Raw genomic sequence first — 13,020 nt, 5'->3', positions numbered from 1 at the left:
TGAGAGAAACAAGAAGACCAATCGATGCTGGCCTTTTGGTTGGCTATAGTTATTTAAGCCACTGGCCTGACTGTTCGACTAAAACATGGTTGCCTTTGCTGACAACCAATTTCACGGGTGCATACGTCACGGTATAAGCGATCTCGCCATTCTTGTACGTTGAGCCGATTATTTTACCTGCGGGGTCGTGTAACGTTTTTCCCTTTAAGGAGATCGTACTGTTATCGCTTTTGCGCACACCGAGATAAACCATCTGGTCACATTCACCCTCGAAACGCCCGCACTTGTTTATCAGCGAAATAGCGAACTTTTCGGTGTCCAGTTTTCTGGTTTCCGCGTTTTGAACCGAAGCGGCTTTACGTAATGTATAACGCAGCGGAGCATAATCATTTCCTTTTTGAGGAGGAGTAACTAAAAGCCATTCCATCTCACTCCCCTTTATTTCCAGAACAGCCCGTCCGCCTACGCCGCCAAACGATGAGTTGAACTCAACGTTGGCACGATTGCCAGCGATCGTACCGCTAAGATTACGTTCATCCTCTTCCGGGCAGTCAATGCGGTTGCCTCTCCGGGAGACATAGCAATAAGACCCGGTGATACGGTTGCCTGATTCAGCTAGCCGCAGGGTTAACGTCGAGTCGTTCTCGAATTCACCAGCCCATTCCCCGTCAAACGCGAGTCCTGATTGGCTGCTTTTTACAAACTGCATCGTATTGAATCTGGCGGCCCATTGCTGAATATCGGCATTAATGGCCTGACTATTATCAGATGACTGGTAATGGATAACGTTTGATTCTGGAACCACCCAGGCCGCAAAGATTTTGCCGTCAGGATTGATGACCAGCGCGGATGCGTTCTCCTGATAAAGATCTTTTAGCCAGCCCTCAACAAACAATCCTCCACCTGTGGTGGTATGCGGTTCGCCGAAGACATCAAAGTTATCAATAAAGGTCTGGTAATGATCTCCCAACGTCTTCCTGAGATTGTCTGTCACTTCACTGTCGTTAACGATGCGATTGACCGTATCGAGGTTATTGTATTGCGATAACTCTAACGCAGATGACGTTTCAACTGCGCCTGTCAATAAAACCGTGAACAATACGGCTGCAACATATTTTTTGGTCATAAATTATTCTTGAGAATCATTGTTGTAATTCATCGTTATTTTTATAACGTTGTCGCCTTTTATCTCAAAAGAGAGCAGTTTTTTATCCACTTCGTAGGTAATCCACTGCTCCCCGGCATCATTTTCGACCTCACCGGTACCGTATGCGCTGTTCAGTTCCTTTCTCGTTGAACCCACATGGACACCGCGCGGCGTTGAGAAGTCTTCGGCAGTCAGTGTAATTTGAGACACGATATAATCATCAACGCTTCTTTCCGCTTTATCCCACCAGAGGTTGGAAGTGAATATTTCTACTCCAGCGTTTTGATGCTGAAAGAATTTATATCGGACTCCATCAAAAGGAACCTCACCGGTAAAACTGCCTTCCACCGGCACGCCAATTTTACGGGCAATATCAGGCGTCCATCTGTCGCCCAGGGCGACAGGCTGGTCTTTGATCTGTACGGAAAAATCCTGTTTAGTCAGAATGGATGGCTTACCTTGAGCGAAAACCACATTGCTGCCAGGACAGCTAAACATCAGGACCGAACAAAGAAATATTGGCGTATGTTTTTTCACGTTAATCGTCATTTATTGAATGTGTATGGCCATTATCACCCTGAAGAAACCGTCAGGTCATGAGTGCATGTATTTCTTAGTCGGCGCTAATGACGACTGAACCCAGACAGTGAGGATTTTTCACGGTGAAACTGAAGCTCACTTTTTGTCCATTCATATCTTTTCGGGCTGTATAGCTGGTTACTTCGTTCTCCGAACGGCCGCGCGGATAATCAGTTAACCTCAGCTCCGGATAGCGCTTTTTAACGGTATCAAGCGTTATACATTGACCTGAGGAAGGTGAAAAATTCAGTAAAGGTGCCATGCCGTCGTTTTGTTTGCTTAAACGTAACCCAATTGCGGTTATGTTCGTTCCATCAGCGAGTTTGATATCGTCGGCATTGTAGAAATTGATATATTCATTTTGCCTGGTCATCTTAAACGATAACGGCGCGTTACTAAGGGTTGTAACGGATAACGTCTTAAGCGATGCACTCATCCCGGAAATAAACATCCAAAGATCCTTTTTCTGCGCATCTCCTCCAGCCATTCCCGTCGTTAGTAACGCGATAAGCACCGCACCTGCCTTACTCATCTTTGGCCGTAAATTTCGCCTGCACCGCCGCATCAATATCCCCTTTATGTCCAGAACCCGGCGCCGTGGTGCCCGGTTTTGTACCAGAGGTATTCAGATGCAGCTTACCGCCCGTGGTGATATACCCATCCCCTTCCACGAAGAAGTTAAACTCTTTGCCGATCAGGTTAATCTTGCCGTTCGCGTTGAGTTCAATGGCACTCTCACCGGAGACCAGCCGCAGCTTCGTCCCGGAAGCGATAACATACTGCTCCACCGCCGCATCCAGCTTGCCTTTACCCGTCAGGATCTCGGTGCCACCTTTCACGGCCTGTGTCTGGTTCGCTTCCACGCGATGCAGTTCATTTTTCTTCACGTAATGGCTGCGCTCGCCGCCGACGCTGTGCGTTTCATCATTTTTAACGCTGGTGTCCATGTTACGCTCGGCCTGGATCCACACCTGCTCTGCACCCGCTTTATCCTCAAACCGCAGGGCGTTGGCGTTGTCCACGGAACCGTCTTTCGTGCGGCTCATAAAGCCCATCTGCGTCGCCGCAGCCGGCAGCGCCCACGGCGGCATGCTCGCGTCGTTGTACACGCGTCCGGTGATAATCGGACGGTCCGGGTCGCCGTTAATGAAGTCCACCACCACCTCATCGCCCACGCGCGGGATCTGCACCCCGCCGTAGCCCTGGCCCGCCCACGCGCTCGACACGCGCACCCAGCAGGAGCTGGTGTCATCGCCCTTCGCCAGACGGTCCCAGTGGAACTTCACCTTCACCCGGCCGTATTTGTCCGTCCAGATACTCTCCCCGTTCGGCCCCACCACTTTCGCCGTCTGCGGGCCGTAGGTGCGCGGCCACGCCGTGCTCTGCGCCGGACGGTACACCACCGCCGACGGGATGACCGTGAAATCGGTGCGGTGAATGGTCTCCCCCTCGCCGCTGGCATAGCGGTTTTCTTCGAGGTGGTAACCCGCCGCCGTCACCAGATATTCACCGTTGTCGCTGAAGAACGGCGCGTTGGTTAACGTGAAGGTGTGCCCCGGCGCAATCCCCGCCGCCGTCGCGGTGGCCTGAATCTGCTGATGCTCCACCTGCCAGCGCTCCTGACGGATACGGGCATAGAACTCCCCGTGCCCTTTGTCCACAAAGCGACCCGGCCAGTCGTACACGTCGATGCTGCCCGGCTTCGGCGACGCCGGGTTCTGCTGGGCCTGGAACAGCCACGCGTTCGGCTTGCGGAAGTCATAGTCGTCGAGGCTGTAAATCCCCGGCGTCACGCTGTCCTCCAGCGCCCACTGGCTGATGCCCTCTTCATCCGTACTGCCGCCTGACGGCGTCTGGTGGTACGGAATGACCTCATAGCCGCTGAACGGCTGGTACTGCGTGGCGGCGTCGGTGAGCACCAGGGTGTGCTTGTCCGCCTCATGGCGGAAGTGATACGCAATCCCCTCCAGCTCCATCAGGCGGCTGATGAAGTCCAGGCTCGACTCCTGATACTGCACGCAGTAGTCCCACACCCGGTAGCTGCCGGTGAGTTTGTCCTCAACGTTGACCTGATGCTCACCGAGCAGGGTTTTCACAATCTGCGGCACCGTCTGCCCCTGGAAAATACGCAGGTTACGGTCGCGCTTCATCGGCCACAGGTCCGGCTCCACCGTCAGCTGGTACACCGCATAGCGGGTGCCCGTCAGCTCAACGGCGCTGACCGCCACGCGGGTAATCTTGCCGTTAATATAGCGGGACGTCAGCAGATTCTGCGTCGGGATGGTCACCGTGACCGGCTGGCCCAGCAGCTTACTGCGGTCAATGCGTGCGTCCGTGCCGAGCACGGTCAGCGTCAGCGCGAACGACTCGGACATCGCCTCACGGCCCGTCAGTTTCCAGAACAGAAGCCCCTCCACCGGGAGCTGAACGGTAATTCGGTTGAGCATAATCTTTATTCCACTATGGACTAATCTCGGTGTTCATTGAGATATTTTTTAAATCGTGCTTATTTAAGCCATAAACCTGAAAACATGAGGACACAACCCAGGGAAACTACGCTTTTAGCAACGATAAGTAAGCCAGGCGCAACGACGCGTGTTATAGACGATATTGCTTCATAATTTTCAGCATTGTATTTTTTTTGCCCCCCTATAATCCCGGAAAAGATCGTGCATAGCAGCACAACGGTAACTTTTAATCCCCATACGCACAGGAAAGACATGGAAAAGATAATCGAATATTGTTTCGCCGTTGCGACGGAGAATAATGACATTGACTGAGCGAGCCATTTCAACGTAAAACCAATAACAACCGTAACCACTAGCACCAGAACGAACATCAACCCAGCAAGGAACCATTGTTTTTTACTGAATAAGTCTTTTCCATTCCAGATATAAACCAAAGTGATGAAAATGAAAAATATACAACCAATCCATTTCACCTTTCATTCTCCACTATTTTTATTTGTGACCATACAAACAGTAAAACAAATCAACCAGGACCTGGATGTTCACATCTTATCAGATATAAAAACAAAAAATTAATCAATTGCGATATCTTTTTTGTCTTTTCAAATACTCCAAATCTTGTTCATGCGGAAGAATAATTTTTAATCCTTGTCCCATCTGCGAAGCTATATAATTAGCATTAGATAAATGTTCAGCAAGTTCGGCATCTGTTGTATCAAATTCTTTGGACGCGAGTGCTCCTAAGTTCAATGCATGTAATTTACTTTTATCTTTTTCAGCACCGATTAAAAGAGATTTAATATAATCCAACTGACACTTCACCATAACATATAGTGAAAAATCAGGTTTTATTTCCAATCGTTGATTGATTATATCAATGGCATCATTAATGTAATCCAGACCGGTATAGCTTTCTTTATTCATGTGCAATCTTACACCGATTTCATCTTGAAAAATACTCTATCCTTCCATCTTTTTGCTGGCGAGGTCGTTTTTTAACCGAAAATATAAGGTGCGAGAAAACAACATTACCTAACAGTTGTATTTTATTGCTGAGCAATTCAATATATTTTCAGTGCTGGCTAGGTGAGTTTTTTCTCACATATAACTTCACATTAACACAACATTTTCTGTTCAACTGAATGGCACGCTACAATAGCCGTGCCATAGGAATTATTCAATTATAATAAATTGTCCTCAGGTGCTCTATCGTATAACTCACCTGCCATTGTGGCGATACGTTCGTGTTGCACGAGTTTATCTTTCCAGTCCTGCGGAATACCGGAATAACCATATAATGCCCCCGCGATTTGTCCCGCCGTCGCTGCAACGCTGTCAGCATCATCGGCAAGGTTAGCTGCCAGTAGAATGGCATCACGGAAATTATCAGTATTCCATACGGACCACATCGCGGCCTCAAGCGTATCGATAACATAACCACTTGAACGAATCTGATCGCGAGTTTTTTGCTTATACTCACCCGCGTTGATTATCATTACACGTGGCTGAAGCGGCATGACGTGCGGAGAAAAAACAAAATCTTTATTGCTACCGTTAATCATATGCACAAGCAAATAACTTAAATACTGTGTACTATTTATTGCTTCCGCGGCACCGTGTGTTGCGATACTTTGTTTTTTAGCTTCATAAAACGCTTTGCTTAATGATTTTCTAAAAAAAATAGAGACAGGTGCTTGTCTGATAATGGAAGCATTACCTGCAGTCTCTGGCGCTGTATTACCGCTCCACCCAGGACCAACAGTTAAATATTGCTCTAAAGCAAAGCGAGTTGTATTACCTATATCAAAACAGATGCCATTTGAACTGTTATAACCATGCCGATACCATTCCAGAAGCTTATTCCTGAAGCATATAGTATCAGCATCACCTTTCTCAAGAAGCGTTTCCGCAAGACATAATGCCATGGATGTATCATCCGTCCATTCGCCTGCGCGAAGTCGAAATGGCCCACCACCTGTCATATCGTTGACGTGTACTTTGTCTCGAGGTAAAAACTCAAGCGTAGTACCTACAGCATCTCCTACAGCAAGACCAATAAGCGCACCGACAGCACGATCCCGTGATTCAGCCAGGGAGATGTTACATGATGGTGTTAAGTCCCATTGTTTTTGTACATCACTATTTGAGGGTGATTCTAAGGGTTTATTATCATAAGTATACTGCATCCTCCGCTGGACGGAAGGATTGCTAATCGGTAAGTATTCGCGATATTTATCCACATATTTTATCAGGGCATTCAAATTAGCATGTAAATCTATCATCCATCATCTAAAATATAGTTACATTCAATATCGCATCCTAAAACTCATCAGGATATTTCATCTTTAGGTTTTGTTGCTTTATTGCGTAATTGGTGTCAACCTCGTGCGGTAGCCTAACCTTTAACCCTCGACGTATTTGATCCACAATAAACCAGGCATCCGACAACCTTTCAAAAAACAACTCATCAGAATTATCAAACTCCTTCGCTGCATACATACCGAAAGTCATTTTCCATAACTTTGCTTTATCCTTTTCCTTGCCTTCGATTAAATCTCGTAGAAATATTAATTGTTGTACAATAGAATCGTACATTTGTAAAAGTGGGGAGTGGGGGTTAAGATGTTTTACCTCAGCATATCTCTTTTCTGCTAAAGTTAATGCTTTTTCAACATAATTTAGAGCTGTCATGTTATTCATTATATGGAGTCCAAATATCACGCTTAGTAGTAAACCATTGTATCCCACCGCCTTCTGTCTGGAAAGGTTTGTCTGGTACAGACCAGGTGTCCAAGGCTGGTGTGGCACTACTTCGAAGCATCTCTACTTTTTGTTGCGCTTGATAAGCTTTTACTTCTTTAGGAACAATTAACCCCGTATCCCTGACCTGTCCCTCTGGGTTAATGCCAAGTTTTGTGGCAGGGGTCGATTCGTCAAGAGAATACCAGTTTCCTTGCCAATTCCCTGGGGATTGATTCTGATAAGCTATTTTCCCTTTATTGATTGTTTCAATTGTCACTCTCTGTTCAAGATCTATACCGCTGCGATAAGCTGGTATTTTACTTTCTTCAACACCCTGAGAACGCATAAAATCATCAACAATTTTTTGATTTGCACGGATATTAATATCTCTATTAAGATCGCCCGTACGTCCAAATTTTTCATTAAGTTCAGCTCTTCGGGCCGAGATATTTGGCTTAACCGGTTCGAGAACAGGCTTACCAGCCCGCCACGCATCAAATCTTGCCCCACCCTTCATGCCAGCCCCGCCGCCGATAACGGAGCCGATCAGCATCCCCCATTTCTGACCGTCGCTGCCTTCGCCAAACATCATTCCCCCCGCATAGCTACCAACAGTCCCACCGCCCATCGCACCTAGGGTACTCAGAAGTGCGATTGCCGGACTGGCCAGCACCGCCATGGCTCCGGCACCAACGGCGAGCATCGTCCAGTTCACCCATTCCGGGATTTCAGGACTTATTTCATCGGTCTGAACCTTGCTTCCACCGATAATAACATTTCGCGATCCCTGACTAATCTCAGCGCTGCAAGTCAACTTATCGCCTGTGCGAGAGGCGGGAAAGTTGTTGATGTAAACTTTTATCGAACCTTCCGCAACCCGTTGCAGGCTACCGCTGTGCTCATCACACTCTCCGGCTGACAGGTGAGCGCGGATCGCCTTTCGGCTGTTGATAAAAACATTGGGTGAACCTTCTTTTAGCGTACCGGTAGTATGGCGTGGAGCCCATGACATACTGCCGAGGAGCTCACCCAACCCACCTGCAGCACAGGCCCCGGCCGCAACGGCAGAAACAGCAATCAGCGCGGTCCCTCCGGTGACGACAACGGCAGCTGCGCCCAGAATTGCCCCACCCACCAATCCTGCGATCATCCAGCCTTTTGAGGCTGTATGTGCAATCTCATCATCTACGCGAGCAGCCTGACATTCGGACATGGCTATTCGGCTCGCTGTGCCATCAGATACTCACGGATCCGGTCGGCTGTATCAAGGGGGTCAGAACCAGACACCTGGCGGCATACGGAAAGCTGTGAAAGTAGGTGATGCGATTTGTCTGCGAAAGTCGTCCATAGCGCGTAACGAAGGGGTTGGCTGTCCGGAACGGGTGCAATACTGAGTGGTTTACCCTGCTTTTCAAAAAGCAAATATTGCCCCTCTTTCGCCCGCTGAAGCGAAAGATGTCCATACAGTTCCTGAATGTTTTCAAAGACACTCAATTCCTTACTCTCACTATCAAGCGCAAAAAATGGCCCCTGGCTGTCGGCAGCGAGCATTTCTTTAGTTTCAGTCTGAGTCGGTTTGTGGAACTTAATACTGCGGATAATTTCCTGATATTGATTATGATAATAATCGCTAAATTCACCCGGGCATGTGCCGATGTAACATACCATTTTTTGCCCGGCAGGATGGTCAGCGAGCAAAATAACGGTCTGCCTCTGGAAAATGATCGCATTATCATTTTTGAATTGATAAAAAAGCTCAACCGCCGGGAGACCATCAACAGAGGTCATCTGCGAGGATTCGAGACGAAAGTCGGGCACCGTAATTTCCAGTTCACGTACCAAACGGGTTGCCGCATCATGGACTTTATCTTCGTTTTTAGCACTCGCACGAGAAACAACAAAAGTAAACTCGCTGGCTCCGTTATCACTCAGGGTAAATAAATTCATGGTTCTGTCTTTAAATACATCGGGTAAGGCAAGGGATGCTTCCTGAAGAATATATTCAGCCATTCGGGTTACTCTTACTTATTGCCATTAATAACAAAAAAACTATCCACTTCCTGCTGGATTTCACCCTGAAGGGATGCGCCAGGCGGATCGATGACATTTTGTCCCTCATCAGGATTCAAGTGTAATTCGCCGGAAAGCGTATTAATTTGCGCATTCTGTTTCGCAGTAAAGTTAAAGTTATTACCAATGATATGGACGCTGCCGTCTTTTGATAGCTCGATGGCGCTTTCACCACATTCCAGTCTCAGCGTATTTCCTGCGGAAAGTATAAAATTATTAACGACTTTATCGTTTCGACTGTTCCCCGTCAGGCATACCACATCGCCTTTAATCCCTGATTTCTGATTTTTCGCTACCCGTAAGGTTTCATCTTCGCCAACAAACTGGGTTCGATTTTTTTCAGTAGAATGTGTTTCGTCGTTTTTGACGTTAATATCAAGATTGCGCTCGGCCTGGATCCACACCTGCTCTGCGCCCGCTTTATCCTCAAACCGCAGGGCGTTGGCGTTGTCCACGGAACCGTCTTTCGTGCGGCTCATAAAGCCCATCTGCGTCGCCGCAGCCGGCAGCGCCCACGGCGGCATGCTCGCGTCGTTGTACACGCGTCCGGTGATAATCGGACGGTCCGGGTCGCCGTTAATGAAGTCCACCACCACCTCATCGCCCACGCGCGGGATCTGCACCCCGCCGTAGCCCTGGCCCGCCCACGCGCTCGACACGCGCACCCAGCAGGAGCTGGTGTCATCGCCCTTCGCCAGACGGTCCCAGTGGAACTTCACCTTCACCCGGCCGTATTTGTCCGTCCAGATACTCTCCCCGTTCGGCCCCACCACTTTCGCCGTCTGCGGGCCGTAGGTGCGCGGCCACGCCGTGCTCTGCGCCGGACGGTACACCACCGCCGACGGGATGACCGTGAAATCGGTGCGGTGAATGGTCTCCCCCTCGCCGCTGGCATAGCGGTTTTCTTCGAGGTGGTAACCCGCCGCCGTCACCAGATATTCACCGTTGTCGCTGAAGAACGGCGCGTTGGTTAACGTGAAGGTGTGCCCCGGCGCAATCCCCGCCGCCGTCGCGGTGGCCTGAATCTGCTGATGCTCCACCTGCCAGCGCTCCTGACGGATACGGGCATAGAACTCCCCGTGCCCTTTGTCCACAAAGCGACCCGGCCAGTCGTACACGTCGATGCTGCCCGGCTTCGGCGACGCCGGGTTCTGCTGGGCCTGGAACAGCCACGCGTTCGGCTTGCGGAAGTCATAGTCGTCGAGGCTGTAAATCCCCGGCGTCACGCTGTCCTCCAGCGCCCACTGGCTGATGCCCTCTTCATCCGTACTGCCGCCTGACGGCGTCTGGTGGTACGGAATGACCTCATAGCCGCTGAACGGCTGGTACTGCGTGGCGGCGTCGGTGAGCACCAGGGTGTGCTTGTCCGCCTCATGGCGGAAGTGATACGCAATCCCCTCCAGCTCCATCAGGCGGCTGATGAAGTCCAGGCTCGACTCCTGATACTGCACGCAGTAGTCCCACACCCGGTAGCTGCCGGTGAGTTTGTCCTCAACGTTGACCTGATGCTCACCGAGCAGGGTTTTCACAATCTGCGGCACCGTCTGCCCCTGGAAAATACGCAGGTTACGGTCGCGCTTCATCGGCCACAGGTCCGGCTCCACCGTCAGCTGGTACACCGCATAGCGGGTGCCCGTCAGCTCAACGGCGCTGACCGCCACGCGGGTAATCTTGCCGTTAATATAGCGGGACGTCAGCAGATTCTGCGTCGGGATGGTCACCGTGACCGGCTGGCCCAGCAGCTTACTGCGGTCAATGCGCGCGTCCGTGCCGAGCACGGTCAGCGTCAGCGCGAACGACTCGGACATCGACTCACGGCCCGTCAGTTTCCAGAACAGAAGCCCCTCCACCGGGAGCTGAACGGTAATTCGGTTGAGCATAATCTTTATTCCATCTAGCTTATGCGATGCAGAAAAGGGGTTCGCATCTGTGATAAAGCGTCATTCAAGAAAGGGGCTTTTCCCTCTTGATCATCCAAAAAACAAGAGAGTAGATTTTCAGTAACTCTGAAGTGACATATAAGCCTACATTCAACCAGATGTTTGAAATATCAAACATACTTACCAAAAGAGGGAAAAATGAGACCGAACATCTGAATGAAATCAAGCGAAATAATTCCTGAGCAAGGGCAAATTTAATCGCTCCGATCTTTCGCTTGAAGAATAACCAAGCCGAAGTAAACAAAGAGAGTAATAAAAGTAAGTCAAGCACAAAAAAAAGCATGACCAAAATGCTGAAACCATCACCTGCATAATAATGCAACGAATCACTAACTGCTTTTGCGTCAGAAATGAATGGAATTCTGTCGTGGCGAACTGAATTCACGCAATAAAGCAATATTGCGAGAAGATCCATGCTTCCCCAGAAACACCATAATTTGCTATTTAAATGAGCGAGGTTATCTTGTGTACGCCCGATATTGTTATTTACAAAAATGGGGAGGCACATGTTGGCTTCAACTCAACTCTCCGGGTTAGGATTAAATTCAAAACGCATAAACAGGAGAGACAATCTTCTCGCATTCCCTGGATGAAGCCTCTGGCTTCGAAGATCGTACACTTCCATAGTCTCTCCTGTTTAAATTCCTACGGATTCACCAGCCAGGTGCCCGGCTTGGCAATATCCAGCGTCTGGCCACGCGTTTTTCCGTTGCCCTGCAGTTCAATCTTCACCTCACCGGCTGGCAGCTTGAGCGATGCATAGCCGTTGGTCGCCGGACGCAGCGCTTTTGTCTCACCGTTCACTTTTAGCGTTTCGCCGTCGAGGATGCGGATATAGACCAACGCAACAGGGCTCGCGACAGGCGGTGGCGTCTGTTGCGCCGTCGCCTGCTCGCTCACCTTCGCCGTTTCCGGCTTCACGTCTGGCGCGTTCGCGGCGGTTTCGGTCGAACGCGTCTCTGCCGGTGCCTGTGCAGCCTGCTCAGGCGTATCGTTACCGCCGCTGAACAGCATCGCCCCGGCGACAATACCCACCAGCGCCCCTGCGGCAACCATGCCCGGGATCTTGTAGCGGCGCCAGTCGAGTAGCGAAGCAGGTTGTTCCTCCTCCACCGGTACCAGCATCGTGCCGGGCTTTTTCGCCGTCAGCACGTCGTTAATCCCGGCGACCGGCATCTCTATCAGCGCGGCGAACTCGTCGATGGACTGTGGACGGTCCTCCATGTGCAGCGCCAGCGCGCGGTCAATGGCCTGCAGCAGCGGAATGGAATAGCCCTGCGGCATGATTTCCACCAGCGGTTTGCAGGTATCCTGAATAGAACGCACTACGCTGACCGGCGGCGGAGACCCCACAATCAGAGTACGCAGCACCGCGCCGAGGGCGTAAATATCCGTCCACGGGCCCTGCTCGCTTTCGTTGTCATCGGTGTATTGCTCAATCGGCGCAAAGCCCGGACGCAGCATGGTTTCCGTTTCGTCGGAGAGATTACCGATGGTGCGTCGCGCGGAGCCGAAATCGAGCAGCACCGGCAGGCCGTTATCCTGGATCTGAATGTTATCCAGAGAGATATCGCGGTGCAGGTAGCCTTCGTCGTGGATGGTCTTGATCGCACCGAACAGCATCGGCAGCGTGCGGCGGATCCAGACTTCGTTGATCAGCTCCGGCTTTTCTTCGCGCAGGCGCGACAGCGTGGTGCCGCTGTAAAACAGCGTCCCCATATAGGCCGTGTCGTTTTGCACCCAGAAACGCAGGACGTGCAGCAGGTTCGGGTGGTTAAAGCGCGCCAGCAGACGCGCTTCCTGAATGAAGCTGTTCAGGCCCGCGGAGAACGCTTTGCCAAAGCGCTCGCTGCGCAGCACCAGGGTCATGTCGTCGCCGCGCACGGCGAGCGAGGAAGGCATAAATTCTTTGATAGCGATAGTGCGTTCGAGCTGGTGATCCCACGCGCGATAGACAATGCCAAAACCGCCGCCGCCGATCACCTCTTTGATTTCAAACTCGTTGAAGCGGTACCCGACCGGGAGCGCGTTTGGGACAGTCCGATTGTTATCATTATCCGTCATCTTTTACAGT

Annotated in this window: 13 protein-coding genes; all 13 read right to left on the bottom strand. The window is 50.4% G+C overall.

Annotated features, from left to right (window positions below; genetic code table 11):
* Nucleotides 1-49 precede the first annotated feature (49 nt).
* The 13 genes from P349_RS16395 to P349_RS16445 all read right to left on the bottom strand — a co-directional run bounded on the left by P349_RS16395 (nt 50) and on the right by P349_RS16445 (nt 13,010).
* Nucleotides 50-1,126 (bottom strand): hypothetical protein, encoded by a 1,077-nt coding sequence (locus P349_RS16395; RefSeq protein WP_032647649.1) that lies wholly within the window; start codon nt 1,124-1,126, stop codon nt 50-52.
* Nucleotides 1,127-1,129: 3 nt separating this feature from the next.
* Nucleotides 1,130-1,684: a hypothetical protein gene (locus P349_RS16400; RefSeq protein WP_238550727.1), complete on the bottom strand. Its 555-nt coding sequence runs from the start codon at nt 1,682-1,684 to the stop codon at nt 1,130-1,132.
* A gap of 76 nt (nt 1,685-1,760) precedes the next feature.
* On the bottom strand, nt 1,761-2,258 hold the full coding sequence (locus tag P349_RS16405) for a hypothetical protein (protein ID WP_238550728.1): 498 nt from the start codon (nt 2,256-2,258) through the stop codon (nt 1,761-1,763).
* Nucleotides 2,251-4,173 carry a type VI secretion system Vgr family protein gene (locus P349_RS16410; protein ID WP_032647656.1) on the bottom strand — a complete coding sequence of 641 codons (1,923 nt, stop codon included), beginning with the start codon at nt 4,171-4,173 and terminating at the stop codon, nt 2,251-2,253. Before P349_RS16410 ends, P349_RS16405 begins: the two co-directional genes overlap by 8 nt.
* Nucleotides 4,174-4,232: 59 nt before the next feature.
* Nucleotides 4,233-4,667: a hypothetical protein gene (locus tag P349_RS16415; protein WP_032647658.1), complete on the bottom strand. Its 435-nt coding sequence runs from the start codon at nt 4,665-4,667 to the stop codon at nt 4,233-4,235.
* Between the two features lie 103 nt (nt 4,668-4,770).
* Nucleotides 4,771-5,118 carry an immunity protein Tsi6 family protein gene (locus P349_RS0124270; RefSeq protein WP_032647869.1) on the bottom strand — a complete coding sequence of 116 codons (348 nt, stop codon included), beginning with the start codon at nt 5,116-5,118 and terminating at the stop codon, nt 4,771-4,773.
* 257 nt (nt 5,119-5,375) lie between these two features.
* On the bottom strand, nt 5,376-6,476 hold the full coding sequence (gene tri1 / locus P349_RS16420) for an ADP-ribosylarginine hydrolase Tri1 (RefSeq protein ID WP_032647660.1): 1,101 nt from the start codon (nt 6,474-6,476) through the stop codon (nt 5,376-5,378).
* A 37-nt stretch (nt 6,477-6,513) separates the two neighbouring features.
* Entirely contained in the window at nt 6,514-6,894 is a 381-nt protein-coding gene (locus P349_RS16425; protein ID WP_032647662.1) for an immunity protein Tsi6 family protein, read from the bottom strand.
* Nucleotides 6,887-8,149, bottom strand: coding sequence for a polymorphic toxin type 46 domain-containing protein (locus tag P349_RS16430; protein WP_032647664.1), 1,263 nt, complete (start codon nt 8,147-8,149; stop codon nt 6,887-6,889). The genes P349_RS16425 and P349_RS16430 overlap by 8 nt, the downstream gene beginning before the upstream one ends.
* A 2-nt stretch (nt 8,150-8,151) precedes the next feature.
* On the bottom strand, nt 8,152-8,946 hold the full coding sequence (locus P349_RS24965; RefSeq protein WP_050597482.1) for a DcrB-related protein: 795 nt from the start codon (nt 8,944-8,946) through the stop codon (nt 8,152-8,154).
* 11 nt (nt 8,947-8,957) lie between these two features.
* Nucleotides 8,958-10,886 (bottom strand): type VI secretion system Vgr family protein, encoded by a 1,929-nt coding sequence (locus P349_RS16435; protein WP_032664073.1) that lies wholly within the window; start codon nt 10,884-10,886, stop codon nt 8,958-8,960.
* 64 nt (nt 10,887-10,950) lie between these two features.
* Complete coding sequence (locus P349_RS16440; RefSeq protein ID WP_238550729.1) at nt 10,951-11,361, bottom strand: hypothetical protein; 411 nt, start codon at nt 11,359-11,361, stop codon at nt 10,951-10,953.
* A gap of 230 nt (nt 11,362-11,591) precedes the next feature.
* Nucleotides 11,592-13,010, bottom strand: coding sequence for a serine/threonine protein kinase (locus P349_RS16445; RefSeq protein WP_032647670.1), 1,419 nt, complete (start codon nt 13,008-13,010; stop codon nt 11,592-11,594).
* Nucleotides 13,011-13,020 lie beyond the last annotated feature (10 nt).

Source organism: Enterobacter sp. DC4 (assembly GCF_000568095.1).
Lineage (GTDB): Bacteria > Pseudomonadota > Gammaproteobacteria > Enterobacterales > Enterobacteriaceae > Enterobacter > Enterobacter pseudoroggenkampii.
The sequence above is the reverse complement of the archived record's forward strand: the minus strand, read 5'-3'. Positions and strand labels throughout refer to the sequence as shown.

Coding starts and splice junctions, on each gene's coding strand:
- P349_RS16395 (WP_032647649.1), bottom strand. CDS start 1,126: ATGACCAAAAAATATGTTGCAGCCGTATTGTTCACGGTTTTATTGACA.
- P349_RS16405 (WP_238550728.1), bottom strand. CDS start 2,258: ATGAGTAAGGCAGGTGCGGTGCTTATCGCGTTACTAACGACGGGAATG.
- P349_RS16410 (WP_032647656.1), bottom strand. CDS start 4,173: ATGCTCAACCGAATTACCGTTCAGCTCCCGGTGGAGGGGCTTCTGTTC.
- P349_RS0124270 (WP_032647869.1), bottom strand. CDS start 5,118: ATGAATAAAGAAAGCTATACCGGTCTGGATTACATTAATGATGCCATT.
- tri1 (WP_032647660.1), bottom strand. CDS start 6,476: ATGATAGATTTACATGCTAATTTGAATGCCCTGATAAAATATGTGGAT.
- P349_RS16425 (WP_032647662.1), bottom strand. CDS start 6,894: ATGAATAACATGACAGCTCTAAATTATGTTGAAAAAGCATTAACTTTA.
- P349_RS16430 (WP_032647664.1), bottom strand. CDS start 8,149: ATGTCCGAATGTCAGGCTGCTCGCGTAGATGATGAGATTGCACATACA.
- P349_RS24965 (WP_050597482.1), bottom strand. CDS start 8,946: ATGGCTGAATATATTCTTCAGGAAGCATCCCTTGCCTTACCCGATGTA.
- P349_RS16435 (WP_032664073.1), bottom strand. CDS start 10,886: ATGCTCAACCGAATTACCGTTCAGCTCCCGGTGGAGGGGCTTCTGTTC.
- P349_RS16440 (WP_238550729.1), bottom strand. CDS start 11,361: ATGGATCTTCTCGCAATATTGCTTTATTGCGTGAATTCAGTTCGCCAC.
- P349_RS16445 (WP_032647670.1), bottom strand. CDS start 13,010: ATGACGGATAATGATAACAATCGGACTGTCCCAAACGCGCTCCCGGTC.